This window comes from Pedobacter sp. UC225_65 (genome assembly GCF_042698365.1).
Taxonomy (GTDB): Bacteria; Bacteroidota; Bacteroidia; order Sphingobacteriales; family Sphingobacteriaceae; genus Pedobacter.
The window spans coordinates 854,883-881,834 of the sequence record NZ_CP170550.1 but is presented as its reverse complement, the minus strand read 5'-3'; the positions used below and the strand labels follow the sequence as shown (position 1 = coordinate 881,834).

25 protein-coding genes and 1 pseudogene are annotated in these 26,952 nt (G+C 37.5%); 15 read left to right on the top strand and 11 right to left on the bottom strand.

What is annotated here, in order from left to right; translation table 11 throughout:
- The first annotated feature begins 63 nt into the window (after positions 1 to 63).
- Positions 64 to 885 (top strand): helix-turn-helix domain-containing protein, encoded by an 822-nt coding sequence (locus tag ACFJIZ_RS04600; RefSeq protein ID WP_379091106.1) that lies wholly within the window; start codon positions 64 to 66, stop codon positions 883 to 885.
- Between the two features lie 36 nt (positions 886 to 921).
- Here the strand turns inward: ACFJIZ_RS04600 and ACFJIZ_RS04595 are convergent, their stop codons facing one another.
- Positions 922 to 1,308 carry a VOC family protein gene (locus ACFJIZ_RS04595; RefSeq protein WP_379091104.1) on the bottom strand — a complete coding sequence of 129 codons (387 nt, stop codon included), beginning with the start codon at positions 1,306 to 1,308 and terminating at the stop codon, positions 922 to 924.
- A 269-nt stretch (positions 1,309 to 1,577) separates the two neighbouring features.
- Here ACFJIZ_RS04595 and ACFJIZ_RS04590 point away from each other — a divergent pair, with 269 nt between their 5' ends.
- From ACFJIZ_RS04590 to ACFJIZ_RS04575, 4 genes are all read left to right on the top strand, one after another.
- A complete protein-coding gene (locus tag ACFJIZ_RS04590; RefSeq protein WP_379091102.1) occupies positions 1,578 to 3,122 on the top strand; it encodes an FAD-dependent monooxygenase in 1,545 nt (514 codons plus the stop codon).
- A 207-nt stretch (positions 3,123 to 3,329) separates the two neighbouring features.
- Positions 3,330 to 3,506, top strand: coding sequence for an ArsR/SmtB family transcription factor (locus ACFJIZ_RS04585; RefSeq protein WP_379093891.1), 177 nt, complete (start codon positions 3,330 to 3,332; stop codon positions 3,504 to 3,506).
- Positions 3,507 to 3,623: 117 nt separating this feature from the next.
- Positions 3,624 to 4,085 carry an SRPBCC domain-containing protein gene (locus ACFJIZ_RS04580; protein ID WP_379091099.1) on the top strand — a complete coding sequence of 154 codons (462 nt, stop codon included), beginning with the start codon at positions 3,624 to 3,626 and terminating at the stop codon, positions 4,083 to 4,085.
- 8 nt (positions 4,086 to 4,093) lie between these two features.
- Complete coding sequence (locus ACFJIZ_RS04575) at positions 4,094 to 4,552, top strand: nuclear transport factor 2 family protein (RefSeq protein WP_379091097.1); 459 nt, start codon at positions 4,094 to 4,096, stop codon at positions 4,550 to 4,552.
- A gap of 3 nt (positions 4,553 to 4,555) precedes the next feature.
- Here ACFJIZ_RS04575 and ACFJIZ_RS04570 read toward each other — a convergent pair whose 3' ends face one another.
- Positions 4,556 to 5,137 carry a GrpB family protein gene (locus ACFJIZ_RS04570; protein ID WP_379091094.1) on the bottom strand — a complete coding sequence of 194 codons (582 nt, stop codon included), beginning with the start codon at positions 5,135 to 5,137 and terminating at the stop codon, positions 4,556 to 4,558.
- Positions 5,138 to 5,288: 151 nt separating this feature from the next.
- Between ACFJIZ_RS04570 and ACFJIZ_RS04565 the strand changes: the two genes are divergently transcribed.
- Positions 5,289 to 5,903 (top strand): M16 family metallopeptidase, encoded by a 615-nt coding sequence (locus ACFJIZ_RS04565; RefSeq protein ID WP_379091091.1) that lies wholly within the window; start codon positions 5,289 to 5,291, stop codon positions 5,901 to 5,903.
- 72 nt (positions 5,904 to 5,975) lie between these two features.
- Here ACFJIZ_RS04565 and ACFJIZ_RS04560 read toward each other — a convergent pair whose 3' ends face one another.
- Positions 5,976 to 7,031 carry a patatin-like phospholipase family protein gene (locus tag ACFJIZ_RS04560; protein WP_379091088.1) on the bottom strand — a complete coding sequence of 352 codons (1,056 nt, stop codon included), beginning with the start codon at positions 7,029 to 7,031 and terminating at the stop codon, positions 5,976 to 5,978.
- 189 nt (positions 7,032 to 7,220) lie between these two features.
- On the opposite strand from ACFJIZ_RS04560, the gene ACFJIZ_RS04555 reads away from it, so the two are divergent.
- Positions 7,221 to 7,889: an HAD family hydrolase gene (locus ACFJIZ_RS04555; protein ID WP_379091084.1), complete on the top strand. Its 669-nt coding sequence runs from the start codon at positions 7,221 to 7,223 to the stop codon at positions 7,887 to 7,889.
- 41 nt (positions 7,890 to 7,930) lie between these two features.
- On the opposite strand, the pseudogene ACFJIZ_RS04550 reads toward ACFJIZ_RS04555, so the two are convergent.
- From ACFJIZ_RS04550 to ACFJIZ_RS04525, 6 genes and pseudogenes are all read right to left on the bottom strand, one after another.
- Positions 7,931 to 10,635, bottom strand: a pseudogene (locus tag ACFJIZ_RS04550) (TonB-dependent receptor domain-containing protein).
- Positions 10,636 to 10,884: 249 nt separating this feature from the next.
- Positions 10,885 to 11,862 (bottom strand): FecR family protein, encoded by a 978-nt coding sequence (locus ACFJIZ_RS04545; RefSeq protein WP_379091082.1) that lies wholly within the window; start codon positions 11,860 to 11,862, stop codon positions 10,885 to 10,887.
- Positions 11,863 to 11,943: 81 nt separating this feature from the next.
- On the bottom strand, positions 11,944 to 12,522 hold the full coding sequence (locus ACFJIZ_RS04540; protein ID WP_379091078.1) for an RNA polymerase sigma-70 factor: 579 nt from the start codon (positions 12,520 to 12,522) through the stop codon (positions 11,944 to 11,946).
- Between the two features lie 125 nt (positions 12,523 to 12,647).
- Positions 12,648 to 13,031: a DUF3037 domain-containing protein gene (locus tag ACFJIZ_RS04535; RefSeq protein WP_379091076.1), complete on the bottom strand. Its 384-nt coding sequence runs from the start codon at positions 13,029 to 13,031 to the stop codon at positions 12,648 to 12,650.
- A complete protein-coding gene (locus tag ACFJIZ_RS04530; RefSeq protein ID WP_379091074.1) occupies positions 13,009 to 13,809 on the bottom strand; it encodes a HipA family kinase in 801 nt (266 codons plus the stop codon). The genes ACFJIZ_RS04535 and ACFJIZ_RS04530 overlap by 23 nt, the downstream gene beginning before the upstream one ends.
- Positions 13,810 to 13,906: 97 nt before the next feature.
- Positions 13,907 to 14,593, bottom strand: coding sequence for a DUF4397 domain-containing protein (locus ACFJIZ_RS04525; RefSeq protein ID WP_379091071.1), 687 nt, complete (start codon positions 14,591 to 14,593; stop codon positions 13,907 to 13,909).
- Between the two features lie 368 nt (positions 14,594 to 14,961).
- Between ACFJIZ_RS04525 and ACFJIZ_RS04520 the strand changes: the two genes are divergently transcribed.
- The 8 genes from ACFJIZ_RS04520 (at position 14,962) to ACFJIZ_RS04485 (ending at position 25,473) form a co-directional block, all read left to right on the top strand.
- Positions 14,962 to 15,768, top strand: coding sequence for a hypothetical protein (locus ACFJIZ_RS04520; RefSeq protein ID WP_379091068.1), 807 nt, complete (start codon positions 14,962 to 14,964; stop codon positions 15,766 to 15,768).
- On the top strand, positions 15,758 to 17,794 hold the full coding sequence (locus tag ACFJIZ_RS04515; RefSeq protein WP_379091066.1) for a helix-hairpin-helix domain-containing protein: 2,037 nt from the start codon (positions 15,758 to 15,760) through the stop codon (positions 17,792 to 17,794). Before ACFJIZ_RS04520 ends, ACFJIZ_RS04515 begins: the two co-directional genes overlap by 11 nt.
- A gap of 32 nt (positions 17,795 to 17,826) precedes the next feature.
- Positions 17,827 to 18,927 carry a ComEC/Rec2 family competence protein gene (locus ACFJIZ_RS04510; protein WP_379091064.1) on the top strand — a complete coding sequence of 367 codons (1,101 nt, stop codon included), beginning with the start codon at positions 17,827 to 17,829 and terminating at the stop codon, positions 18,925 to 18,927.
- A gap of 34 nt (positions 18,928 to 18,961) precedes the next feature.
- On the top strand, positions 18,962 to 19,879 hold the full coding sequence (locus ACFJIZ_RS04505) for a ComEC/Rec2 family competence protein (RefSeq protein WP_379091062.1): 918 nt from the start codon (positions 18,962 to 18,964) through the stop codon (positions 19,877 to 19,879).
- An 8-nt stretch (positions 19,880 to 19,887) separates the two neighbouring features.
- A complete protein-coding gene (locus tag ACFJIZ_RS04500; RefSeq protein ID WP_379091059.1) occupies positions 19,888 to 20,667 on the top strand; it encodes an enoyl-CoA hydratase/isomerase family protein in 780 nt (259 codons plus the stop codon).
- A 22-nt stretch (positions 20,668 to 20,689) separates the two neighbouring features.
- On the top strand, positions 20,690 to 21,367 hold the full coding sequence (locus tag ACFJIZ_RS04495) for a hypothetical protein (RefSeq protein WP_379091057.1): 678 nt from the start codon (positions 20,690 to 20,692) through the stop codon (positions 21,365 to 21,367).
- Between the two features lie 64 nt (positions 21,368 to 21,431).
- The gene (locus ACFJIZ_RS04490) at positions 21,432 to 23,297 is read left to right on the top strand and encodes an LTA synthase family protein (protein ID WP_379091055.1); all 1,866 of its coding nucleotides are present in this window, start codon (positions 21,432 to 21,434) and stop codon (positions 23,295 to 23,297) included.
- A gap of 7 nt (positions 23,298 to 23,304) precedes the next feature.
- Entirely contained in the window at positions 23,305 to 25,473 is a 2,169-nt protein-coding gene (locus ACFJIZ_RS04485) for a S9 family peptidase (RefSeq protein WP_379091053.1), read from the top strand.
- Positions 25,474 to 25,521: 48 nt separating this feature from the next.
- Here the strand turns inward: ACFJIZ_RS04485 and ACFJIZ_RS04480 are convergent, their stop codons facing one another.
- Positions 25,522 to 26,217 carry a DUF3307 domain-containing protein gene (locus ACFJIZ_RS04480; RefSeq protein WP_379091049.1) on the bottom strand — a complete coding sequence of 232 codons (696 nt, stop codon included), beginning with the start codon at positions 26,215 to 26,217 and terminating at the stop codon, positions 25,522 to 25,524.
- Positions 26,214 to 26,825, bottom strand: coding sequence for a SatD family protein (locus ACFJIZ_RS04475; RefSeq protein WP_379091047.1), 612 nt, complete (start codon positions 26,823 to 26,825; stop codon positions 26,214 to 26,216). The genes ACFJIZ_RS04480 and ACFJIZ_RS04475 overlap by 4 nt, the downstream gene beginning before the upstream one ends.
- Positions 26,826 to 26,952 lie beyond the last annotated feature (127 nt).

Genomic DNA, 26,952 nt, shown 5'->3' with positions numbered 1-26,952 from the left:
CTGCTTTTATAGGATAATATTATATTTTTATGCTTTCATATTTACAGTTAACACACCCAAAACATGCCGCCTTTTGAAATGCAGCACCAAGAGTTTGAACCTCCTGAAGAACTACGGGATAGCATCAAATGCTTTTGGTACAATAAAAGGGAATCAGATGGGCAACAATCTAGTTTTGAGGTAATACCTGATGGTTATGCCGAAATCATTTTTTATTTCGGAAATGTCTCTACCCTATTGCACAATGGAAACCTGCAAGTTTTGCCCTCGCCTTTTATGATGGGACTGCTCAATGAGCCGGTTCATTTTTACACTAAAAATCGTTTAGAGATCATTGGGATCAGGTGTTTTCCTTGGACGGTTTTTGACCTGCTTGGGCTACCGTCTGGCAAAGAGGGTGTGCAAACATTTGAGCATCCTATTGCCCAGCTTCAATCTATTTTAGCACAATATATCCGAGACTACAAAATAGTGGAAGCAATTGCAGAGGTTGAACGGTATTTTTTGACTATACCTTCAACAATTGCAACAAACAGCATGTTAGCTAAAGCAGGAAATGCGATGAGGGAAGCAAATGGTACCATTGCGGTAAAGCAAGTAGCGGCGGCGGCCCATGCCACGGTGCGTACATTGGAAAGAAAGTTCAAGCAGTCTTCTGGTTATACCGTTAAGGATGTAACTGGTTTGATGCGCTTTGAGCAGGTGCGCAATCATTTATGGCATGATCCCCACATTAACATTGCCAGTTTGGCCCATGATATGGGCTATACAGACCAAGCCCACCTCAGTAGGGAATTTAAGCGCTACAGTGGTACTACACCAGCTGCATTTGCACGAAAAGCAAAGCAACACACAAGAGGCAATGAACTGATCACGTTTATTTGAACCTGATCTTACGCGTCAAATCATCTGATGGTGAAGCTAGGTTGTTTCTTCTGCTGGTTCCCAAAGTTCTATGGCATTACCTTCTGGATCCATGATATGGATAAATTTACCATATTCGTAAACAGCCAATTCATCTACAATTTGTACACCATCGGCTTTAAGCTGCTCAACAAGTTCTTCGATGTGCTGAACCCGATAATTGATCATAAAGTCTTTATTGGATGGTTTAAAATAAGGTGTATCCTGCGGAAAAGTGCTCCATACCGTAGAGCCTGTTTTTTCAGGATCTTCCATCTCGCGCCAGTGAAAATTAGCCCCATATGGACTGGTTTCGAGACCTAGATTTTTAGCATACCAGTCATTCATTTTTGCAGGGTCTGCACATTTAAAGAATATGCCACCTAGTCCAGTTACTTTTTTCATAATCAATTAGCGTTAATAATTTTTTGTCATACAGACCGCGATTCTTTGGTTTTCATTACATCACGGTTTAAATTTCAATCAAATCTAATTAAAAAAATATAGCAACAAAACATCCAGATCATTGAAAATGATTTAAGCGGTTTCCTACAGTCCATGCGCTTTAATTTGCATTCTAACTTTTTTAAAACCATTATACATTTGAATTTTGTCGCATTTGTACAAGCCTAACGGTGTGGTATTTGGGAATTTTGTATTTCAAATTATTGTATATGAAAACTCCACTTGAAAATAAAAACTCTATCCAAAATCCCTCCATTTACGATGTGATCATTGCTGGTGCAGGACCTGTAGGATTATGCTTAGCCTGCGAACTGGCCTTGGCCAAATGTTCGGTATTGGTATTGGAAAAGATGGAAGATCCACACTCACCTTTGAAACAACTGCCTTTTGGTATCCGTGGGCTCTCTGCACCTACCATTGAATTGCTTTACCGCCGTGGGCTGTTAAAAGAACTCGAAATCCATAAACGCATCAAAAGTCCACATCAAAATGCTGGTCAAGGAATAAACCGTCAGGTTGGGCATTTCGCTGGCATTCCATTTTATGATGGCCATGTAGACAGCTCGCAATGGAAATATCGCCTACCAAGTTCTACCGAAACCAGCCTCATCTCAGAAATAGCTGAGCTTGAAACCATCCTGACCCGCCGTGCCGAAACACTGGGTGTAGACATTAGCCATGGGTTTGCGATTGAAGACTTTCAGCAAACCAAAGATGAGGTAACCGTTCGGGCTGGCAACCAATCTTTTCAGGGCAAATGGTTGGTGGGCTGCGATGGAAGCCGTAGCGCGGTTCGTAAAGCTGGTGGTTTTGAATTTGCAGGCACCGAGCCTGAATTTACGGGTTACACTACCCGTGTAGACCTTGTTGATCCTGAGAAACTCAGTCCTGGACGTAACCTTACTCCACATGGGATGTACCTGCAATCGCAACCTGGTTACATCATGATACAGGATTTTGATGGAGGGGCTTTTCATCAGACAGGAAAACCAATCTCACTTGAGCATGTCCAAGCAGTACTGCGACGCGTTTCAGCTACCGATGTTACCATCAAAACCCTACATCTGGCTACTACCTGGACCGACCGGGCAAGACAGGTTACAAACTATCGTAATGGTCGCGTATTTTTAGCTGGCGATGCGGCACATATCCATTCGCCATTGGGTGGCCAAGGCCTTAACCTTGGCCTTGGCGATGCCATGAACCTAGGTTGGAAACTAGCGGCAACCTTAAACAAGAAAGCCCCAGAAAGTTTATTAGACAGTTACCATACCGAACGACACCCAATTGGCGCACAGGTTTTAGATTGGTCGCGGGCGCAAGTTGTATTGATGAGGCCTGATCCTCATGCCCGTGCGCTAAATGCAATTGTACGTGATCTGATCGCTACACGTGATGGTGCCACTTATATGGCAGCACGGGTATGGGGCGTTCTCACTCAGTATAACCTAGGTGGCAACCATCCGTTAGTAGGCCAAAGTGTTCCTAATTTTGAGTTTGAGGATGGTACAACCATTGGCGAATTAATGCACAGTGGCCGAGGTATACTGCTTGATTTTAATGAGGATGCTTCATTAAAAACTTGGATAAGTGCATACGAAGATCAAATAGTGTATATTACTGGCCATGCAAAAGAACAATTTGATTTGAGTGCCCTATTGATCCGACCTGATGGGATAATTGCCTGGGCTACCGACGGTACAGCTAACCTAAACGAATTACAAAAGGTTACAGCCCGATGGTTTGTTAGATAAGGTCAACCTAAAACAAATCAGCTTTTTCTTAAAATTAAATACCTAATTTTCAATACAATACACTTTAATCTATTTGAATGTAATAAAATAAATTACATTTTATTTGCGCAAGCAAATACTTGCATTTATATTTGCAAGCACTTACTTGCATATTATGAAAGCCAGACGAGATGTATACCAGGCCATAGCCGACCCTACCCGTAGAAGATCATTGGACTTGTTGCTGCGCAAGCGTACAATGTAAACGCCATTGCCGAAAAATTTGACATGACCAGGCAGGCCATTTCGCTCCACTTGAAGATACTTGCCGATTGTGGACTTATAGTGATCAAACAAAATGGAAGAGACCGGTTTTGCGAGGCACAACTAGATCTTATTGGATGAAGTAGTGACATGGGTAGAACAATCTAGAAAACATTGGGCAAGAAGATTTGAAAAATTAGACCAGTATTTAGAAGAAATAAAAACCAAAGACCATGAAAACAAATAACGAAAGATCTATTGATCACACACCTATTTAATGCACCGCCTGCACTTGTATTTGATGCATGGACCAAACCAGAACTCTTGAAGAATTGGTACGCACCAGATGGTTGTACCATCGATTTTAAATCGATAACCGTAAAAGAAGGTGGCGAATTCCACTCTTGTATCCATGATCCTGTACATGGTGATTGTTGGATCAAAGGCATTTATCAAGAGGTATTATTTCCAGAGAAATTGGTTTTTTCGATAATCCTTTCTAATGAGCAGGGCGATGTTGTAACTGCAAATGAAGCCGGAAAAACAGAAAACTGGCCACAGGCTATCGTCACGACAGTTACTTTTACTCCTATTGGCCAACAGACCAAAGTTACTTTGCACCAAACTGTAGCAGAAGCGGAGGCTAAAAAATCGGGTGCTTACCAAAGTTGGTTCAGCATGTTTGATCGCTTAAACGATATATTAACAAATCACCAATAGTTAAGGAGATGAAGTCAATTTCAACATTCAAGTATAAATTACCTTCTATCAGTGCATTGCTTATTTTAGCAATTGGTTTTTCGGGCTTTGTTGGATCTGAACCTATCAAAGCCTTGAGCATCAATAAAAAGACCATCAATAAATATATGGAGGGTTTCAATGCGAGTGACCATGCTAAAATATTATCATGTTTAACTAAAGATGTCATCTGGGAACTGCCTGGTTCTTATCTGCATAAGGGTAAGGCTGCATTTGATAAAGAAATCGAAAATGAAGCCTTTACTGGCAGTCCTGTTATTAAAGTGAGCCGAATGACAGAAGAAGATAATGTAGTGATTGCGGAAGGTACTGTGCAGGCCAAGAAGAAAGATGGAACAGTGGTAAGCTTAGTTTTTTGTGATGTATTTGAGATGAGAAATGGATTCATCAAAAAATTGACCAGTTACCTGATGTTGAAACCGAACTAAAACCTATGTTTTCTTTAGATTCTGATTAAAAATATCGTCAACTTCAGTTGCTGTGAAACCATTTTGCAAAAGGATATTGGCAATAAAGTCACTTTTCCCCTCTATATATACATCTATATCGTTGGTACGACTTGCCAATTCTTTTTTCAACTGTCCGTATGCTTCTCTAAGTTTAGGATCATTTCTAAGTGCATCTCTTAAGGTAATGTGGTTATTTAAACTCGCACTATTTTCTATGCAGCAATACAGATGGTGTTTGGGCCATATTCTATCTGTACCTATATTTGGGGTGGTGCTTCCATTTGCACGAAAGGCATACCTGTCTTTTATCCCTTGGTTGCCCCTAAATTCGTAACCTAGTGTAGCTAAAACTTCAATTACTTCTTGCAGTTTAGCTTCACTAGCTATAATAAGATCAATATCGAGCACAGGTTTGGCTACAAGATACGGCACAGCGGTACTACCTACATGTTCAATACCTTTTATGCTATCCTTTAGGTATAGTACATATACATTTTTTAGCGCTTCGAATTGATGCGCCCAATCGGAGTCATATGCCGCCAGCGCTATGGTGTGCTTATCCATGCTACAAAACTAAAAATTAAGTGCCAGAGCTAAAAATATACAAAGTTTAAAACTTCCTTTTCATCGGGTGTTTTTGCCTTTCTACCTATTCTCTATTTTACAGCACATTGGTGCATGCTACTTTTGAGGATCATTTATAAAACCTCATATCATGAATATTAAAAACATCCTTACTGTAGTCATCAGCATCGTAACTGTTCAGCTTGCGAATGCGCAATCTTCTACCTTGAAGGAACCTGTAAGTTTTAAACTTAGCAATGGATTAACCGTTATTGTAGCCGAAAATAAAAACGTTGCAAAAGTACATAGTAGCTTAACGAACGACATCGTAAACGATAACCAGGCCGGCGTACAACATGTTTTAACAGCGATGTTGAACCATGCTACTGGTAACAGTGGTATCAATTACAATGAAAATGGTGGTCATTTAATGGCATCTACTGCAGATTTTGGTGATGCGCTATCGGTATTGTCTGCCTCAATCCAAGTTCCGACTTTAAATCAGGAGATTTTCGAAAAAGCGAAAGCCACAGTAATTGCAAGTGTAAAAGGGAAAAAACAATATTATCCAGCACACGTTACCGAAGCTTCACTGGAAAAATTGACTTTGAAAGATGTAAAAGCATTTTACAATAGCAATATCACCCCTGCTAAAACCTATCTAACCATTGCAGGTAACATCAGTGTGGTGGAAGCTAAAAATTTGGCAGAAAAATCATTTGCTAGTTGGAGCGAAACTCAAACTGAAGCATTGAATAGCAAATAAGTTCTTATTTAAGGTTCATTTGAAAAGGAGCTGTCGACATATGGACAGTTCCTTTTTTTGTTTTAAGATTGGCTAGTATTTATGCTTTAAAAAATCCCATGGCATTTTGCTGGTAGAACGACGTTCTTCTTCTACCAAAAGTTTGGCGATGCGGGTCAATAGCCCATCATTTTCGCTCACTGTCCTATCGCCTAATGCAACCAGTTTTTGGATATTGCTCGGGCTTGCTGCATCCAGTCCTTCTTTGATGCTTTCTAAACTGTCTGGCTCAATACGGATATAATTTTGTTCTTTGCCTACCGAGTGAAAAAGTTGTTCTAAGAAAAAATCGCTGGTTTCTGCTACCCCACTCATCATGATATCAATCAAAGCTGGCACAATGGCCATTGCACTGCTCTTTTTAAAATGATCATAGTCATACGATCTTCTTGACCTACCTGTACCTAAAGAATATAAATAGATATCGTTGATCTTGGTCTGGTTAAAGGCTTTGGTGACTTCGATCAAACCACTTAATGCAGGATTGGTAGCAAATACACCCCCATCCAACAAAGGATACCTCACATTGGCCAAAGAATAGATTTCGGCTACACTAAAATAGGTTGGTGCTGCAGATGTTGCCCTACATACATCCCTGATATAGAAATCGCGGCTATCTCCTCTTGTAATGGCATTTTGCTGTCTGAAAAAATGGGTCTTACGCAATTCTATATTGTAGGCACTGATGATACAGGGCTTGATCAACTGGCTAAGTTTAGTTTCGCCGAAGTATTTTTTTAAGATTCCTTCAAAAATCTGACTGTTGTAACGCTCTCCGGCCAGACCTAGTTTAGCTCTCAACCGTTTCATGAAACTCATTTTAAAGATTTCATTTCCGTGCTCGAGGTACAGATCCAAAGCCGCCTTTGCCGAAAACTTTGGTCGGGTTGGGTGGTCTTCTGAAGGGCATAACAATAAACAAGTTAAAATACCTCCGGTACTGGTTCCTGCAAAAAAATCGAAATAATCTACAATAGCTGCATTTGGATTTTTACTTTCCAATTTCAATTTTTCTTCAAGAGCAACGAGAAGCATACCAGGAATAATCCCTCTTATGCCTCCACCATCAATAGAAAGTATTTTCTTCATAAGATATTTGGCTTGCAGTAAATATAGATTACTTATCGTTTATTGCCAAGCTGTTTATATTTATCCAAAGTCATATCTGAAATAAAACCACTACAATGGATTACTTTACGGTAGTGACCACAAAAATATTATCCTTTATTTTTACCTTGCAAACCTTATCAAACCCGACCGAAAAACCGAAACTTATTTATGCAGAAACTCAAAGCCTTATTGTTTGACCTGGACGGAACCTTGATTGATTCTGAATTTTTCCACTTTGAATGCTGGAACGAGATCTTAGCAGAATCTGGCGTAATGTTGACCTACGAAGATTGGTTAAAAAATTATGCTGGTATACCTTTGCCTGCTAATGCAAAAAACTTGGTCGAAAAGTATGGTATTAAAACACCCTTAGACGAAATCATCACAAGAAGAGAACTTTTGACCTTAGAACGCTTAAAGACCAAGGATGTGAATTTGATGCCTTATGTTACCGAAGTGCTTGATTTTTTCCAATCAAAAGACCTTACACTGGCACTGGTTACTTCCAGCCCTAGAAAAGACGTAGAGGCTATTTTTGAACGCAATGGCCTGAGCCGCTATTTTAAACTGATCATTACCAGAAGTGAGGTAAGCAAAAGCAAACCTGACCCTGAAAGTTACAACAGCTGTGTTGAACAACTTGGACTGAAAAAAGAAGAATGCCTTGTTTTTGAAGATACGATCAATGGAATCAAATCTGCAAAAGCTGCTGGTTTAACCTGTATCGCCATTCAGCAAAACACAGCTGATCATGCAAAGCTATCAATTGCAGATCAGTTATTTGTTGATTTTAATGAAGCTAAAAACTATTTGCTACAAAACTATCTGATCAATTAAAACAGGAGATCAAATGAATAACCTCCTGTTTTAGGTTTATTTTATCCTCTCGTACGATCAATTACATCTTGGGCAACGTTTTCCTGTGGTTTGTTCTTTTTGAGTTTATTGTTACCGAAGTTATACCTGATGTTTAATTGTATTGTTCGGGTATCCCAGTAGTTGTTATTGGTTGTTACTGCGTATCTAGAATTAATGATCGATCGCATGGCTGAAGTTTTGAGTAAATCGTTACCAGAAAGGGTAAATACAAACTGGTTGATTGTTTTTCTAAAACCAACGTTTACACTTCCTCGGGCCAGGCCTTTACTTCCTTCTCCAATATCATACACCACTGGCGTTGTATAATTAAGGTTCAAAAAGGCAGAAATACCTTTTTTCTTATCAATATTAATGGTATTGTTCATTTTAAGGTTGCCAGAGAATCCGCTATTGTCAACAATCTCTTCATCGGCTTTACCTTTGTAGCTATTGTAGCTACCTGTACCAGTTAAAGAAGCTTGGATCAATTTGCCAATAGAGAAATTAGCAATCAATGCTAGGTCTATCCCATTTCCTGTCCCATAATTTAACCAAACGATCCTGGTAATGTTATCGTTATTGTTGGCCAATAAAAACTGTGAGAAATTATCAGTTAAACGGGTATAGCTTAACAAAGCGATGTAACGGTTTTTAAAAGTATAACTAAACTCATTCTTCAAGATATAAGAAGACTGTAAAAATGGATTTCCTTCTACATATTGGGTAGGGTTATTATAGTCTTCAGGTTGTTCAGCTGCCAAAAATCAGGTCTGTTGATCCTTTTAGATAGACTGTATGAGAAAGCATGTGTAGTATTTGGGGTAAAGTTGATCGACAAGGAAGGAAATATGTTAAAATAGTCTTTATCAACTGCTACGGTTTGGGTAATCAGCTCTTTCCCTTTGGTGTTAGACTGTTCTAATCTGAGACCAGCCGATACGCTCCATAGTTTGCCCAATCCAAAATCGATACTCGAATATAAGGCATTGATATGTTCTTCGTATTGATAGTTGGTGGTTCTTAATTCATCTTTGATATAAGTTCCGTTTGCATCTGCCACGGCAACATATAGGTCATTACTGGTAGCTGTATTAAATGACCTTGCCCCTAATTTAAACTTGGCTGTTTTCCCTATAGGCCGTTGGTAATCTAAGGCAAAAGTATAGTTTTTAACCTTTTGTGGTAAAATAGAGATTTCATTGCGCCTAACCCCGTTTGTTCCGTCTAACGTAGCGAAGGTAACCTGGTTGGTATTGTTAACATATTCAAAATAATCTGCACTAGCGATGACATGTTGACCCAAGCTATCTAAATTGAGCTGATAATTAAGTCCAACATCTAAAGAATGTCCTTTTATTGTGCTATTGTTGGTAAAGACAAAACTCGAATCAACCTGTTGTGTAGACTTTTTTAAGAAAGAACTGTAGTTGACCCATTTCTGGCTTTGGTCATTTGGAGTGTAATTTACATTAGCAGAGATCAAATGGTTCGGACTAAAACTATATTCCATTCCTAAATTGCCACCATAAAAATTTCGGAACTCATGTCTTTCTAGTTTAGATAAGTTCAATAAGTTGCTGGTACTGGCACCTCTAAAATCAATGTCGTGTCGTTCAGTAACCAATTTTCTATCTCTACTTAAAAATGGAGCAACATTAACTCCAAAATTTCCTTTTCGATAATTAAAAGCTCCGCTCACTTGTTGCGAGTTATAATTCCCTTGTCTGTTGTTAATGGCCAATGAACCTTGATAACCATCACTTTCTTGTTTCTTAAATACGATATTCAAGATGCCGGCATTGCCTGAGGCATCAAATTCACTCCCTGGTGTGGTAATGATTTCTACATTACTCAAAGTAGTACTAGGTAGGCTTTTAAGGTAGTTGTATAAGGATTGACCAGACAGATTGGATTTACGGCCATTGATGTAAACGATAGCGCCTTGTTTCGAGATAATGGATAAAGATCCGTTATCGTCTGCATTGACCAAGGGTACCTGTTTCAATACCTCCCAAACATTGTTGTTCATGCTTAGGCTACTGTTGGCCACATTTACCACAAAACGATCTGGTTTCCGCTGGATCAACGGTCTATTTGCAGAAACCGAAATTTCCTTCAACTGGTTGATGGCCACCTTTAGATAGATGTTAGGTACCACAACAGATTCTTCTCCCTGCTCAATCTTTGTGGTAAAAGCTTGATAGCCTAATCCAGAAACTCTTAACAGCAAACTCGCATTAGAATTGGCCAATATCTGATATACACCTGTACTATCGGTATAACTATGTGCCAAAAGTGTAGAATCGCTACTTTTTAGCAATTCTACTACGGCATAGGCCACTGGGGTCTGCGTATTTTCGATGTAGATCTTCCCTGAGATTTTACGTTCTTGCCTGGGGCCCTCCTTTTTTCGTTCAATTAAAATGTTAAGGTCTACTTGCCTGTAGGTAAATGGTGTATTTTTCAAAAGTTCGTATAAAGTTTGTGAAATAGATCGGTTTGCTGGCGACAGATTTAATTGTTTCAGCTCTTCTAGATCAGCCTTTCTATAATAAAAACGGAATTTGGTCTGTTTTTCGATTTCTTTGATGGCAACGGTAAATGGTTCTTTGTGTAGGCCTATGGTAACTTGGGTTGTGCCTATGATCTGACTTTTAGCAGTTACAGCTAACAACAGTTGAAAACTGATCAGTAAAATAAATATAGATAATAAGCTAATTCGCATGAGTTGCCATATAAAAGGGGTAAATGAATTATAATTTGGTGCATATAATTCCCTACTGTCCTGCTGTTTTGCAGAAATTTTCATAATTTTAAAAGTTTTATTGATTTCCAAATGATTTAAAACACTCTTGGTCTTCCAAGAATACTGTGGATCGATTGCCGTCGGTTCACAGTTTTTGAATTGTACTGCCTAGCAGTAATCCATTAGCTATATATCGTTTATTTGCGTTCCATGGTATCGTTTAAATGACTAATTACAGCCATTGCCAAAAATTGTAATTGTATTCCGCTCTCTTTTATAATTTGAATTGTTGAACTTGCAGATCACATCAAGTATCTCTTCTATTTCTCTATTTTTCATTGCCGTACCCGAAAAACGGCAGTTTTTAATCTGTTCATTGGCAAATTCAATCTTCACATTAAATCGTTCTTCCAGGATCTTGGCCACTTCACCGAAAGTTGCATCATCAAAAAATAGGTCATTGGGCAACCAGTTGATCAGTTTAACCGCATCAACTTTAAATTGCTTATAAGTTTGGTCTGTGGCATTATAAACAATCTGTTGGTCTGGTACAAGCAAGCCTAAAGTCAACTTGCCATTACTAACCCTTACCTTTCCTCTGGTTACTGTTACCCTAATGTGGTTGCTTGCTGCATCAGTTTTAATGTTAAAGGCTGTACCCAATACAGTGGTGGTTAGCTTACCTGTATGTACAATAAAAGGATGCCCAGGATCATGTTTGATATCAAAATAAGCTTCTCCAGTTAAATATACCTCTCTGGTGTTACCTGTAAATTGTTCAGCATACTTCAATTCAGCTCCAGAATTGATCCAAACTCTACTTCCATCACTTAAGGTAATTTGTTGTTTGCTGTCTTTGGGCATTTTTAAGGCCACAAGTTTTGGAGAAGAAAATTCCTGCTCCAGATAAGGCCAAACATTAAATAAGATCAAAAAAGCAGTAATTACTGCTGCAACAGCCACCATACTTTTCCACCATTTTGTAGCCGATGGGAGTTTAACCACTTTCTTTTCTTCAATAGTGGCTTCTACCTTGTCAAATACAGATTTTAACCACTGTTTTTGGCTATTTTCGTCCATTTGTTCCCAAGCAGACGGTTCTTCGTGAGGAGTCAATAGCCAGTTTTCGACCAATTCTCGTTCCCAAGCAGAGGCAGTGCCTTTTAAATAGCTATCTAATAATTTATTTATATCTATACCACTCATTTGTGCCTTTTTTACATAAGCGTATCAAATCCTGTTAGGTACTATAAATAAATGAAAAAAAATTAAAATATTTTTGAAAGCCTAAAAGCGCATGAAAAGGAAGGTGAGTAATGGTAGCGATTTTTTCAGATAGTTAAGGGCTGTAGTTAACTGATTTTTAACGGTTTGTTCTGATATATTTAATCTTTCTGCAATCTCCTTTACACTTAAATGTTCGGTTCTGCTCAGGTTATAGATTTCTTGTACCCTAGGTGATAGTTTGGTTAAGGAGTTTACCAGATGCTGTTTTAGATCCTTGGCTTCCAAATGTTGAAGTGCACTATGCGCATAACTTTCTTCTAAAGCTTGTAAAAAGGCCGCATAACGTAGTTTATTGCTATTTTTTCGGATATGGTCAATGATCCGATTGCGGATTGCGGTAAAAAGATAGTTTTTAAGGCTGCCGGTAATCTCTAAATGTCTACGTTCTGCCCATAACCAAGCAAACAGGTCGTGTAAAACATCACTTGCATCCGTTAGGTCAAATAATTTATAATTTGAAACAGCAAATCCAGTTAAACCTTTGGCATAGCGATGATAGATCTCGGTAAATGCCAAACGATCGTCTTGTTTAAGCCGTTCTATTAGCTGATGGTCTGTTAGGGTTTTTAATGCTGTCATTCGTAGTTGCCACAAATATACTATTCGGCTTTAAATGTGGTCGCCCAATTCAATTAAAAACCAATTCTCACTTTTTATAATGACGACAGAAGAACTATAGATGTTGCATACTTTTAAATAAATACTTAAAGGACCAGCTCTTGTTGTAGTTTTTGCAAGGTCTCTTCGGCATCTATACAAAAACCGGGATGCACTTTTGACGCCTGTACTACGGTGCTTCTGGTTGCAGTAAGCCATCTAAAGCGCGAGGCCATGTCTAATTGACCAATCGGCCCTGCTTCTTTTCCACCCTTGCAAATTTTTGCAATTGCCATTAGGTTAGCCGTGATAACACTTGGTTCTAATTCACAATTGAAAGCCTTTAATCGTTCTTCTTTCAGCTCAAAAGCAACATTCAAATATTTTTGTTTGGCGCAATAGAGAATTACACCTACATTGATAAATTCTTCTCGTTCTACCCTAGGCATCACTCGAATTACCGCATACTCAAATAAGTGTCTCTCTTGCATGCTGAGCTTCTTTTACAAAAACAGTAGAATTGCTGATCCTGGTATTTAAAAATGTGGCATAGGCTGCCCTTTGTGCTGCACTCGTTTCAAAAGTATCTTCATTTAACCATTCGTCTGGTATCAATGCAAGTACTGAATCAATCAGTTGTGGGGTCAATATAGCTTTAAATGCATCATCAACGACATCAAGTTCGCTTGCCTGAGGCAACAACACATGATCTTTAACTAAGGTAAAGGGGCGTTTAGCTTGTTCTTCCCAATTTTGCCACGAATGGTGAAAGTAAAGCGAAGCCCCATGATCGATCAGCCATAACTCTTTATGCCATAACAACATATTGGTATTACGTGCGGTACGGTCCATATTGGTCAACAAACAATCTAACCAAACGATTTTTGAGGCCAGAAGTGCATCTATTTTAGTTACGGTGGGATCGTAGGTAATGGCTCCTGATAAATAATGTAATGCCAAATTTAGGCCTACACTTGCCTTGAGTAGGTCTTGGATCTCCTCATCTGGTTCTGTCCTACCAAAAGCTTCATCCAATTGGGCAAAAACCAATTCAGGAACCTTCAAGCCAAGGGCTCTTGACAATTCTCCACCAATTATTTCGGCAATCAGCGCCTTGTGGCCTTGTCCTGCGCCTCTAAATTTCAGCACGTACAAGAAACCATCATCCGCTTCCGCTATGGCAGGCATCGAACCTCCTTCACGTAATGGCGTAACATAACGGGTAACATTAACTGTTCTTAATTGCAATTGGTCAATAGCTGTAGCCATATTAAGTTTAATGTTGTAAAAATAGCAAAATGAATAGGTTTTATGCATAAAAAAAGCATCACCAATGGTAATGCTCTTCTTAAATTAGGTTTAGGTATTAGTTTTGCGCTACAACATGGTAATTCACTGTAGTTGTATTAGCGGCATCAAACCATACGGTATAAATCTTACCTGCTTCGAACTGGGCACCTGGTATTACAGTTGCATCTGTAGTACCAATTACACTTACATTTAAGCTGGTATTGGCATCAATGTTATTGTAGGCCGAAAGATAACCATAAGCTAAGCCATTGGTTAAGGATCCACCACCTACAACAGAAATATTTACATTGTTGATCAATACGGCACCAAGGTTCATGAACCTAACTCTAGCCTTGCCAGCTGGAACTACAGAATTTTCGTCTGCAAAGCCTGCAAAAGCACCAGAACCATTGGCATTGCTGTAATAAAATAAAGTATAAGATACATCTGCATATGGCGAAGCAATGGTAGAGGCGCTTACAACCTGTGTACCTTCATTTTTAAGTGAAATTGTGCTACTTACCCCACCTTTAATAGTCAAATATGCTGTATTTTGCCCGTAAGCTATGGCACTTGTAGATATTTTAGTGTCATTTTGATAGATATCTTGTGGAGTTGAACCAACAATGGTATTGACCACTCTGATTTTGGCATCACCCTGAACAGGTTCTTCTTGTTCAAGTTTTTTGCAAGAAGATAAACCGATTAACGCAATCAACATCAGCGTTAAAAATTTAGTTTGTGTATTCAATAACGTTTTCATAAGAATTAGCATTTATGTGATTTAAATTCATCGACTATCAAGCCGTTTCAAAGGCTAAATTAACATTTTAATTAGAGATTTTAAAAGATAAAGCTGTTTTATTGACTTATTTACATATCCCCTCCTGATGTAAAATCCTAAAGCTGGGTATTGATTTAACCCCATCATTCACTTCTATTCTTAGATAAAAGCGGAAATTAATTATTGATAAATAAATGAAAACTGATAAATAAATCTTATTCATCTTATAATTAACAATCTTAACGCAAACGAATTTTTATTTTAAATTTTTAAATTATTTAGAATTTTATTCTTAATAATTTATTATTTCTAAATAATATTTTGATAAATTAGGTTTACCTATATCTATGAATAAATTTATCAGCTTTCAATTGGTGCTCTTTTGTAGCATCGGTTTTGTGCGTGCACAAAACATGCTTGGGCCAAAAATAATGGCCATGGGCAATAATGGATCCTCAGTAAAGGACATTTGGAGCATAGCATCGAATACTTCAGGGATTACTTCTATCGAATGGCCTACATTGGCCTTAAGCTATGCTAATCATTTCTTCGACAAGCAGTTAAGCAGACAGGCTATTGCATTCGTATTTCCGATTAAAAACACCTATTTAGGACTTGATTTTCAACGTTATGGAATTACCGAATACAATGAGATCAAAACTGGTTTTGCGTTAGCCAAAAAATTTGGAGATGAACTTTCAATAGGCATTAAAGTCAATTATCATCAATTAAAAATCAGTAATTACGGTCAAACCACAGGTTTTTCGGTGGATGTTGGCGCCATGTACAAACTCAACCAAGAAATTGTTCTGGGCCTATACTTGAACAACCCTTCCAAACAGCGGTACAATAATTCGACCATTTCCATTGCCATTCCAATTGCCCTACATATTGGTGCGACCTACCAAGCAGCGAATAAAATATCAGTTGCAACAACAATTCGAAAAAGTATAAATAGTGCAGTTGATGTTGCAATTGGCATTGATTACCAAATCATATCGTCACTCAGTTTAAGAGGAGGTTTAAGCATGAAACCTTTTAAACAATATGCGGGTGTAGGTTTCAACTTTAAAAGGTTCACCATTGATGGCGCGGTTGAAAATGATCCTTATTTAGGTTATTCATCACAAATTTCTTTGGCCTATGCGTTTTAAATTTACCATTTTAATGTTAACCTTCTCTTTTGTCGCCATTGCGCAAACCCAGGAAGATACTTTTATAAAAGACCTGATCGAAAGTATTGCTGAAGATTTACCTGATGATTTTGACCTTTCCGAACTACAGGACAGACTAACATTTTATAAGAAACACCCCATCAATCTTAATCAAACTACAGCAGAAGAACTCAACAATTTATTCTTTCTTTCTCCTTTACAGATCAACAACCTATTTACACACCTCAAAATTAACGGTAAGTTAATAGATGTATTGGAGTTGCAAAGTATAGCAGGTTTCGATATGCAGACCATACAAAGAATATTACCCTTTGTAACAATCAATCCTTCTGATCTGGTTGATAAAATAACCTTAGCTAATCTTTATCAATTAGGCGACAACGACCTGGTTCTAAGATTTGGAAGGATATTGGAAAAAACAAAGGGCTTTACCGACCTAGCAGGCAGCAGGTACCTAGGTTCTCCAGAAAGACTTTTATTGCGCTATAAATACAATTATGTAAATAGGGTTTCTGCTTCCTTAATTTTAGAAAAGGATGCAGGGGAACGATTAAAAGGTAGTTCAATACCAATCCCTGCCGATTATCAATCTGCACATGTTGCCATTTATCATACGGGTAGGTTTAAAAAGATCATATTGGGCGATTATGGTCTACAATTTGGACAAGGTTTAACTTTATGGTCTGGTTTTTCATTCGGAAAGGCACCCGATGTAGCAAGTATCGTTAGAAGAGATGTAGGTTTAAGGGCATATACCTCTAGCAATGAATATGCTTTCTTTAGGGGATTTGCTACGACCATTTCTATTTCTAAAACGATAGATTTCACCCCCTTTGTTTCTTTTAGGAAACTTGATGCAAGCTTGAGCTTAAATGAACATGGAGAATCAGTTTTAAGTAGTTTAAATGAAACTGGTTTTCACCGTACAGCAACAGAAATAGAACGCAAAAACAACATTACTCAAAAGGTATTTGGTGGCGTTGTGCAATACCAAAAGAACAATCTAAACATTGGTGCAATAGCCCATCACACTACGTTTAACTACCCTTTTATTACAGGCGACCAGTCTTATCGGAATTATAACTTTACAGGCAATCGATTAAGTAATTGGGGCATCCATTATGGCTATAGTTTTAAAAACATCTATCTGTTTGGTGAAGGTAGCAGTGCTGTGAATGCTGGATGGGCTTATTTAAATGGTGCTTTGATCAGTTTATCTGCTAAAGTTTCGGCAGCAGTTTTATATAGGAATTACAGCAAAGAATATTATAACTTTTTTAGTCAAGCCCCAGCTGAGAGCGGTAAAGCGATCAATGAGAAAGGATTTTATGCAGGTTTAAACTTTGCCCCAATTAAGGCATTGAATTTATCACTTTATGCTGATTATTTCGTTTTTCCATGGTTAAAATTCAGGATTGATGCACCATCTGAAGGTTACGAAATCTTGGCGCAGGCAATCTATACACCCACAAAAACCTTCAAGGCACTTTTAAGGTACAAATCTGAATTGAAACAGCAAAATACTGATCTTGAAGTACCTATCAATTATCTGGACCAGGTAAAGAGGGAATCGTACAGGGCTGATCTAAACTGGAGATTAAACAGGACTTTTGGTTTTCAGAATAGATTGGAGGTGACCCAGTTTAAAAAGGGAGTAGCTAAAGCTGAGTTTGGATACCTGATTTACCAAGACATAAATTACACACCGATGTTAGCTAAGTTTTCGGGAAACATCAGACTCGCTTATTTCAATACCCCCTCATACAATAGCAGGATCTATGCTTATGAAGATGATGTTTTGTACAATTTCAGCTTTGGCATGTACAGCGGAAAGGGCTTTAGAACTTATGCAAACCTGAAATACAAACTCGCTAAAAACCTGGACATTTGGCTTAGATACGCTTTGTTTAGCTACCGTGATGTAGAAAAGATCGGTTCTGGTCTGGATGAAATAGATGGCAATCAAAAAACAGATGTCAAACTTCAATTGCGTTTTCAATTTTGACCTTTAGCTCAGAAATTATTTTTGTTAGGATATTGCTCCCCTTTGTTATAGGAATCTGTTGTGCTTATCCCATTGAAAATAGACAATTTCTTTTTCCGCTGTTCATCATCAGTCTTTTCTTATTTGCTATTCTAATTATAATCAATGTTTTATACAAAAAATTAAAGGCTTATCGTTTTAAAGAAAAGATCGGTTTGTTCGTCTATCTCTTTTCTTTCTTCTTTGGAGGATTGATCTGCCTTTTTCATAAACAATCTTTAAAGGCCGATTATTATGCAAATAGTTCTGCCGAATATTTCAAGGCGTATGTAAACAGCGAACCCCAACTCACTAATGGTATCCTAAGGTTTGAAGTTACAGTGACCCATATTTTTAAAGCCAAACAGATCGAAACTGCAAGTGGTAAAATTTTAATCTCTGTAAAACTTGACACACTCCATCCTATTCAGCTTAATTATGGAGATGAACTGATAATAGCTGCTAAAAACCTACCTGTAGAACCTCCATACAATCCAGCCGAATTTGATTTTAAGGCTTGGTTGGCTACTAAAAACATCTATCAGCAGGGATTTATCAATCAAGATAACATTGTCAAATTAAACCGCACCAATGGCAACCAACTGATTAAATATGCAATTGAAGTAAGGCAACAACAAGTGGCCATTTACAGAAAATTGATACATGATGACGAGGCATTTGCAGTAGCATCAACGCTGATCCTAGGTTACCGGGCAGACTTGAACAAAGAAACCTTGGCCGCTTATAGTAAAACAGGAACCATCCATGCGCTTTCTGTATCAGGGATGCATGTTGGCATCATTTACATTTTCTTAAATTGGACTTTGTTCTTTTTAAACAGAAAAAAGAGCTTACGGATTACCAAACTTTTATTGATCTGTTCGTTAATCTGGTATTATTCGCTTTTAACCGGCTTCTCTCCTTCAGTTTTAAGATCGACGATCATGTTAACTGTTTACATTTTGGCAAAAACATTTAACAGAAGTAGCAATAACTACAACATTTTGGCTTTTACGGCCTTTTGTCTACTTTTTTATGATCCATTTCTAATCTGGGATGTTGGTTTTCAACTTTCCTTTTTAGCTGTCATAGGACTGATTCTATCTCCAACCTAAAATCTACAAATGGTTTTACTTCAAAAATAAATGGTTGGATAAATTATGGGCAACCGTAGCTTTAAGTTTGGCAGCCCAAATAGCAACCTATCCTTTAAGTATCTATTACTTTCATCAATTTCCCTTGTACTTTATCTTTAGCAACCTATTTATCTTACTGCCTTTAACCGCAATGATGTATCTAGGCATTGTTATCCTGATCTTAAAATTCTATTTTTTGGCACCAATATTTGAATGGATCATCACATTTACCAATAATGGACTAAAATGGATTGCAGGCCTCCCTTTTTCGGGGATTACTTCAATTTGGATTGATCAGTGGCAATTGATTTTGTTAAGCTTTATTTTAATAATTTTTAGTATTGCTTTGGCTAAAAGACAAAAAAAACTATTCATCCTATCTTTGTTCAGCCTGTTGATTTTTCAATCGTACGCAGCCTATCATAAGGTTTCTGCATTAGGTCAAAGAAAAATTCTGTTTTTCAGTCTTCGTAAAAATTATGCAACAGCTTTTATCAATGCCAATGAGACAATTTTAATTACTGATTTGACGCAGAATGACAAAAGTTTCAATTTCTTTGTCAAACCTGCTTTAGACCAGATGCAGGTTGCCAAGATCCATTTTGTAAAATGGGAACAGGATACGACCATCAATGCATTTACAAAAAAAGAGCATCAGCTGTCATTTTATGGTTATCGGATTTTATTGGTAGACCAAAAGTTAAACTACAGGTCTATTGAGAACCTTCCGCAATACGAAACGGTTTGGCTACATCAAAACCCCAGAAAAGCATTAAACGATTTGCGTCAAGAAGTTTTGTTCAATACCCTTGTAATAGATGCGAGCAACAAGGATTATAATTTGGAGAAATATCAAATGGAGGCAAATAAAATTAAAGTCTCCTATCATATTTTAAAGAAAAATAATTCATATTTGGTGCACCTTAAATAATGGAGAATATGGCCGAAGAACTAGTTTTATATCGTGTTGAAAATAGAATTTCCAACATTACATTGAACCGTGTAGACAAACGCAATGCTTTAAATCCGGAATTGGTTTCATCCCTAACTACCAATTTGCGCAAGGCTGCAGCAGACGATGAAGTTAAGGTAATCGTATTGAAAGCCAACGGAAATACATTTAGTGCAGGTGCAGATTTGGCCTACCTACAACAACTCCAACAAAACACGTATGAAGAAAATCTTGCAGATTCGAATAACCTAAAAGAGCTTTTCACAACCATCTGTTACCTTCCAAAAGTGGTAATTGCCCAGGTTGAAGGTCATGCCATTGCAGGTGGATGTGGCTTGGCTACGGTTTGTGACTTCATCTTTGCAGTTCCTGAAGCCAATTTTGGCTATACCGAAGTTCGTTTAGGATTTGTACCTGCTATAGTTTCCTGCTTTTTGATGCGTAAAACAAGCGAAACAATAGCAAAGAAGATTTTGTTAACTGGAGAACTGTTTTCTGCAGAACAAGCTTTGGCCTATAATTTGATTTCTTATGTAACAAAAAAAGAAGATATTAATCAAAAGGTAAATGATTTTGCAGTAGATTTGTGTAACAACAGTTCCACAAATGCGTTAATGGTTACTAAACAATTGATCAACCAGACCACAAATCCATGGTTAGATCAAAGCTTAGAAATGGCCATACAGATCAATGCAAAGGTTAGGGAAAGTGAGGATTTTAAAAAAGGAGTAGCTTCTTTTTTAAATAAGGAAAAAATTAATTGGTAAATTAAATTCTAAAACTAATATTATGTTTAAATCTTTGAAAACAGGCGTTTTAGCCGCAATTTTAATTAGCACAGCCATTGTTGCGCACGCCCAGAAAAAAATTACTGAAGGTACTGCAGCCTATAAAATGGAATATGCCCTAACGCCAGAACAAGAGCCTATGGCAGCTAACTTACCACAAGAAAGCAAAGTAAAATTCAGTGGAAATATATCAAAAATCGAAATAGAACAAGGACCTGCAACGATCACTATCCTATCTGATTTTGCAACCAACACCGGATTGGTATTGATTGATGTTCCTGTAGCACAAATGCAATTTGCTGTTAAACAAGGAAAAGCTGAGTATGAAAAAGCAAGAGCAGCTGCCCCAAAATTCAGCGATTTTAAAGCAACTGGTGAAAAACAGACAATTGGTACCTACAATACTGAAAAATACACTTATAAAGACGACAAAGGTAATACTTACGAACTTTGGGCTACAAAAGACATCGAATTACCAACTGGTTTTTCTGGTGAAGATTTTAAAGATGTAAAAGGTTCTTTAGTAAAATATACAACTTTTCAGAATGGTGTAAAAACCATCTTGACCTTAAAAGGTGTAACTGAAGAAAAAACAGGTCCTTTTAACCTAGATGTACCTAAAGGATATGAGGTAAAAACAATGGAAGAAATTATGGCTATGCAAGGTGGTGGCGAATAAGCCCTACTAATTAACCTTATTTTAAATCAGGCTTTTATTTTGGCATTTTTATTAAATTGCGCCAATGATTAAAAGCCTGATTTTTTTTGTCCGTTTTTTTCTGTTCTGGCTATTGTTCTTCGCCATTGATCGTTTTGCTTTCTTATTCATCTTCCATCAAAAATTAAGAGGCATTCCTTTCGCAGAAAAACTATCTACTTTTTATCATGCTTTAAGACTAGACCTTTCCATGATGGCATATCTTGCCGTTTTTCCTTTATTATTGTTTATTTTCTGGTATTTCACTAAAAGGGATTCGGTTGATTTTATCTGGGTATCTATCTATAACAAAGTATTGATCATCATCTTCAGTATATTGTCTGTAGTTAATTTCAATATTTATCGAGAATGGGGAAGTAAGTTAAATGCCAAAGCCCTTTCTTTTGCAATTGACACCCCCAATGAGGCCTTGGCTTCAAGTGCTTCCTCTCCTATTTTTCTGAGTTTATTTACATTAGCCATATTGATAGCAATTGGTCTTTATCTTAATTTCTTGATTGTTAAGAAGAAAATCACTTTTGTTAAATCACCTATCTGGTTAAAAATTGCCATTTCAATACTCTTATTTGGTTTTAACTTTTTATTGATCCGAGGTGGTGTTGATGTAGCGCCAAACAGTCAGAGCATGGCTTATTTCTCTAAACATCAATTGTTAAACCATGCTTCGCTAAACACAGAGTGGAATTTGATGTCGAGCATTTTGGCTTCTAGAAAAACAAACCATAATCCTTATCTCTATTTTGAAAATACTATTGCTGATCAAGAAGTAGCTAAATTATACAAAGTTCAAAAAGACACCACCATTTCTATTTTAAATACAAAAAGACCAAACGTGGTCATTTTTATCTTGGAGAGCTTTACAGCAGACTTGACCAAAACATTGGGCAATGAAGATGGGATTACTCCAAAATTTGACAGCTTGATCAACGATGGCCTACTTTTCAGTAAGATCTATTCGGCAGGTAACCGTACCGATAAAGGTCTGATTGGTACCTTAACAGGATTTCCGACACTCGGAACTGGAAGTATTGTAAAATGGCCAGAAAAGATGCAAAAGATACCAGCCATCAGTCAGAAATTATTGCAAAATGGCTACCAGACTTCTTTTTTCTATGGTGGAGAATCTGAGTTCGACAACTACAAGGCATTTATCTTAAGTCATGGTTATCAAAAACTGGTAGACAAAAATAGCTTTGATAAAAAAGACATGAATTCTAAATGGGGTGCCTATGATGCGCTGGTCTTTAACAAACAACTCGAATGGCTCAATCAAACCCAACAGCCTTTCTTTTCTACCATCCTATCCTTAACCAATCACGAACCATTTGAGTTACCTGTAAGGTCAAAATTTGGTACGGCCAACAATACGGAAAAATTTAAGAGCACTGCTTATTACACTGATTCTTGTATCAATGCTTATCTTAATGCTGCAAAAAAACAAGATTGGTATAAGAACACCTTATTCATCTTTGTGGCAGATCATGGGCATATCCTACCTAAAAACAACAGTGAAGTTTTTGAGCCCCAGCGTTACCATATTCCCCTATTGTTTTATGGAGATGTGATCAAAGATGAGTTTAAAGGAAAAAAATTAAACCATACAGGCAGCCAACAAGACATTGCCTCCACTTTATTGGCCCAATTAAATATTCCCGCCAATGACTTCTTATGGAGCAAAAATCTGCTCAACCCTTACGTGCAGCACTTTGCTTTTTTTAGTTGGGACAATGGTTTAGGTTTTGTTAATGATCAACATTCTGTTACATTTGATAATGTTGGCAAAAGCATTTTGTACAATAGCAACCCAACAGATAAACAACAGACAAACAACAACTTAAAACTTGGTCAATCTTATTTACAATCAGTATATCAACAATTTATAAAACTATAATTTAGATATGAAAATCAATAAACTATGTTTGGTCATTGCATTTATTGCTTTATTAGGCAATGTGGTAAAGGCCCAAAGAGGTGGTGTTAACTGGACCAAAGATGGCAGCAGTTATTACCTAAATGCTGGTGGCGAAATCGTAACCGTTACCCTACCCAAAAGCGAACGTAAAACAATTATCAGTAGAGAACTACTTACGCCAACCAATCGCACTACTCCTTTAACAGTCAGAAGTTTTCAATTAACCGATGATGGCACCAAAGCGTTGATCTATACTAATACCAAAAGAGTTTGGCGTCAGGATAGTCGTGGCGATTATTGGGTGGCGGATATCACCAACAACAAATTGACCCAAATTGGCAAAGGCAGACCTGAATCTTCTTTGATGTTTGCCAAATTCTCTCCTGATGGCTCAAAAGTGGCTTATGTAAGTGAGCACAATATCTATGTAGAAGATTTGGCTAGTGGTGCTATTAAAGCATTAACTACAGATGGCACCTTAAGAATGATCAATGGTACTTTCGACTGGGTTTATGAAGAAGAATTTAACTGTTTAGATGGTTTTAGATGGAGCCCAGACAGTAAATCTATTGCCTATTGGCAAATAGATGCCACCAAGATCAGAAACTTTTTGATGATCAACAATACAGATTCAATCTATTCTTTCAATGTTCCTGTAGAATACCCGAAAGTTGGACAGAACCCTTCGGCCTGTAAAATTGGTGTGGTTGATATTGAAACTGCTAAAACCAATTGGCTAGCTGTACCTGGCGACAATATACAGCATTACATTCCGCGTATGGAATGGATACCCAATACAAACGAGGTGATTCTACAACAATTAAACCGCGAGCAGAACGAAAGTAAAGTATTTATTGCTAACGCTTCAACAGGTAGCATTACGGAAATCTATAAAGAAAACGACAAAGCCTGGATAGATGCAACCGATGGTTGGGTTTGGTTAAATGGCAACAAGGAATTTGTTTGGCAGAGCGAAAAAGATGGTTATACGCATCTATATCGCATCAGTAGAGATGGCAAGAAAGAAACCTTGATCACCAAAGGCAATTACGACGTGATCAGTGTAAACTTGATTGATGAGAAAAACAATATGGTCTATTTCATGGCCTCACCTACCAATGCGACGCAAAAATACCTTTACAAAACCAAATTAGACGGCAAAGGTAAACTAGAGATGGTCACTCCTTCTGTATTGCCTGGTACACATAGCTATTCAATTTCTCCAAATGGGTTATTTGCTCGCCATAGTTACAATAGTTCTAGCATTTCTCCAGTAACAGAGTGGATGAACTTTGCCACAAATAATCCTTTAACCATGGATGGTAGCATTACCAGTCAGATTGGTAAACAAAAACCACCTAAAAATAAGGTTGAGTTTTTTAAGGTAACTACCGAAGATGGTGTTGAAATGGATGGTTGGATGAAAAAACCAGACGATTTTAATCCAAACAAAAAATATCCTGTTGTATTTTATGTGTATGGCGAGCCTGCTTCACAAACTGCTGCAGATGTTTGGGGCGCTGGTAGAAATGGACTATACGCAGGTGATATGGCCAAAGATGGATACATCTATATCTCTATGGATAACCGTGGGGCGCCAGTTCCTAAAGGTGCTGCTTGGAGAAAAAGCATCTATAAAAATATCGGAATTATTAACATTCGCGACCAAGCAATGGCCACCAAGAAATTATTGGCTACTTACTCATTTATGGATAAAGACCGTGTGGCTGTGCATGGTTGGAGTGGTGGTGGTTCTTCTACCTTAAACCTATTGTTCCAATATCCAGAAATCTACTCTACAGGTATTGCAGTTGCAGCAGTTGCTAATCAATTGACCTACGACAACATTTACCAAGAACGTTATATGGGTACTCCTTTTCCAAGTACCGAGGCTTATGTAAAAGGTTCGCCTATTACTTATGCCAAAAACCTAAGAGGTAACCTATTATACATTCATGGTACAGGTGATGACAATGTGCATTACCAAAATGCCGAAATGTTGATCAATGAGTTGGTAAAGAACAAAAAAGTATTTCAGATGATGAGCTACCCTAACCGTACACACGGGATATTTGAAGGTGAGGGAACCTCTGAACACCTATCTCTGGTTTATACCAAATTTTTAAAAGAAAACTGCCCTCCAGGAGCTAGATAACAATTTATTTTATTCCATTTAAAAGCCTCAATATAAATTGAGGCTTTTTTATAACATCACAGTCATTGCCACAATCAATGCGATACCAAAACTTAATAAAGTACCGATCAGTACATATTCTGTAAGTTTGATGTCATGTGCTTCTTTAAGGTCTCCAAACCTAAAAATGGATTTGGCAGCTAACAAAAAACCAACTGCTTCAAAATGGCGTGTACAAACAAAAAGATAAATCAACAACCTTTCAATAATACCGATAAACTTACCTGCATCCTGTAAAGAGGCCGAGCTTTTTGTTGGTATCCATTTGGCAATAACTACCCTGATAAAAATAGCTGCTGGCGAGGTTAAGAACAATGCGCCCAATACAAATGACCAAAACTTCTCATTTTGTAAAAACCCTAAGTCAATTGTTGCTTGATGGCTATATTTCCAAACGGCAAAAATTAGCACTACATGTAATATCTGGTCAATAAAAAACCACATACGCTTGGTCTTTTCTTTTTGAAAAATGAGTTTCATGGCATCAATCAGGCCATGGCCCAAACCAATTACCACAGCTACTTTCCATACATTAAATGTAAAGAAGACCAAAAAAACCAAAGCAATATGAATGGCAATATGCAGATATAATTTGCCCGATCTTAACTTTAGTTTTTCTTTTTCAGTTACCCAAGAATTAGGCTGAAGAAAGAAATCGCCCAGCACATGAGCCAATAACAGTTTAAGCAATGCAATTTCCATCATTTTTTAATTAAGGTTAGCACTTGTTGTCTATACTTGTTTTCAAGTTCCATCAGTTCTGCGAAATGTGCTCTTTTTAAGGCTTCACTCACAGAAGATTGGCTTCTACCTGATATTTTAGCAATTTTATCTTGTTTGGTATTCTTATTTTCGATGGCATATTTTACCATCTCTGCCGAAATCTGTCCCCAGCTATCCATAGCGATCAATGCCAATTTGATAAATAGGTTGAGGTCATGGTCAAAGCTAGGCCAAGGTGTCTCAAAAGCCATATTTACCTTATTCATCTTTAATGTATCAAAAGCAAATCCAGAATTGATAAAAGCCTCGCCATTGGCCTCAGTTACCTTTGCTGAATTCACATTTTTTTTGCCTATTCCTATGCCCATTCTTACATCGGCTTTCTTTAAAGTCTTTATACACGCCTTAATGTAAATTGCATTTAAAAGAGCGTCTTCTGCATTCAGCTCTATTTGAAAGCTATCTCCTCTAAAGATTTCCCATTTCGATTTTTTACTGAATAAATGCGTTAATGCACCCTTAAGCGTATCTATCCATTCTTCTGGCAATGCCCTGGAGTTAATGATATCTCCTGTAATTACTGCTATCATTTCACTAATATCGGGTAAATACCCGATATTTCCGATTATCGGCTAAATACCCGATATTAAAGATTATCGGCTAATCAGCCGATAATTAAGCCAAAACTTATTGTTTATTTATTGGTTATAATAGAAC

Excerpts from the sequence above, each read along its gene's own strand:
- ACFJIZ_RS04600 (WP_379091106.1), top strand. The coding sequence starts at position 64 with ATGCCGCCTTTTGAAATGCAGCACCAAGAGTTTGAACCTCCTGAAGAA.
- ACFJIZ_RS04595 (WP_379091104.1), bottom strand. The coding sequence starts at position 1,308 with ATGAAAAAAGTAACTGGACTAGGTGGCATATTCTTTAAATGTGCAGAC.
- ACFJIZ_RS04590 (WP_379091102.1), top strand. The coding sequence starts at position 1,578 with ATGAAAACTCCACTTGAAAATAAAAACTCTATCCAAAATCCCTCCATT.
- ACFJIZ_RS04575 (WP_379091097.1), top strand. The coding sequence starts at position 4,094 with ATGAAGTCAATTTCAACATTCAAGTATAAATTACCTTCTATCAGTGCA.
- ACFJIZ_RS04570 (WP_379091094.1), bottom strand. The coding sequence starts at position 5,137 with ATGGATAAGCACACCATAGCGCTGGCGGCATATGACTCCGATTGGGCG.
- ACFJIZ_RS04565 (WP_379091091.1), top strand. The coding sequence starts at position 5,289 with ATGAATATTAAAAACATCCTTACTGTAGTCATCAGCATCGTAACTGTT.
- ACFJIZ_RS04560 (WP_379091088.1), bottom strand. The coding sequence starts at position 7,031 with ATGAAGAAAATACTTTCTATTGATGGTGGAGGCATAAGAGGGATTATT.
- ACFJIZ_RS04555 (WP_379091084.1), top strand. The coding sequence starts at position 7,221 with ATGCAGAAACTCAAAGCCTTATTGTTTGACCTGGACGGAACCTTGATT.
- ACFJIZ_RS04545 (WP_379091082.1), bottom strand. The coding sequence starts at position 11,862 with ATGAGTGGTATAGATATAAATAAATTATTAGATAGCTATTTAAAAGGC.
- ACFJIZ_RS04540 (WP_379091078.1), bottom strand. The coding sequence starts at position 12,522 with ATGACAGCATTAAAAACCCTAACAGACCATCAGCTAATAGAACGGCTT.
- ACFJIZ_RS04535 (WP_379091076.1), bottom strand. The coding sequence starts at position 13,031 with ATGCAAGAGAGACACTTATTTGAGTATGCGGTAATTCGAGTGATGCCT.
- ACFJIZ_RS04530 (WP_379091074.1), bottom strand. The coding sequence starts at position 13,809 with ATGGCTACAGCTATTGACCAATTGCAATTAAGAACAGTTAATGTTACC.
- ACFJIZ_RS04525 (WP_379091071.1), bottom strand. The coding sequence starts at position 14,593 with ATGAAAACGTTATTGAATACACAAACTAAATTTTTAACGCTGATGTTG.
- ACFJIZ_RS04520 (WP_379091068.1), top strand. The coding sequence starts at position 14,962 with ATGAATAAATTTATCAGCTTTCAATTGGTGCTCTTTTGTAGCATCGGT.
- ACFJIZ_RS04515 (WP_379091066.1), top strand. The coding sequence starts at position 15,758 with ATGCGTTTTAAATTTACCATTTTAATGTTAACCTTCTCTTTTGTCGCC.
- ACFJIZ_RS04500 (WP_379091059.1), top strand. The coding sequence starts at position 19,888 with ATGGCCGAAGAACTAGTTTTATATCGTGTTGAAAATAGAATTTCCAAC.
- ACFJIZ_RS04495 (WP_379091057.1), top strand. The coding sequence starts at position 20,690 with ATGTTTAAATCTTTGAAAACAGGCGTTTTAGCCGCAATTTTAATTAGC.
- ACFJIZ_RS04490 (WP_379091055.1), top strand. The coding sequence starts at position 21,432 with ATGATTAAAAGCCTGATTTTTTTTGTCCGTTTTTTTCTGTTCTGGCTA.
- ACFJIZ_RS04485 (WP_379091053.1), top strand. The coding sequence starts at position 23,305 with ATGAAAATCAATAAACTATGTTTGGTCATTGCATTTATTGCTTTATTA.
- ACFJIZ_RS04480 (WP_379091049.1), bottom strand. The coding sequence starts at position 26,217 with ATGATGGAAATTGCATTGCTTAAACTGTTATTGGCTCATGTGCTGGGC.
- ACFJIZ_RS04475 (WP_379091047.1), bottom strand. The coding sequence starts at position 26,825 with ATGATAGCAGTAATTACAGGAGATATCATTAACTCCAGGGCATTGCCA.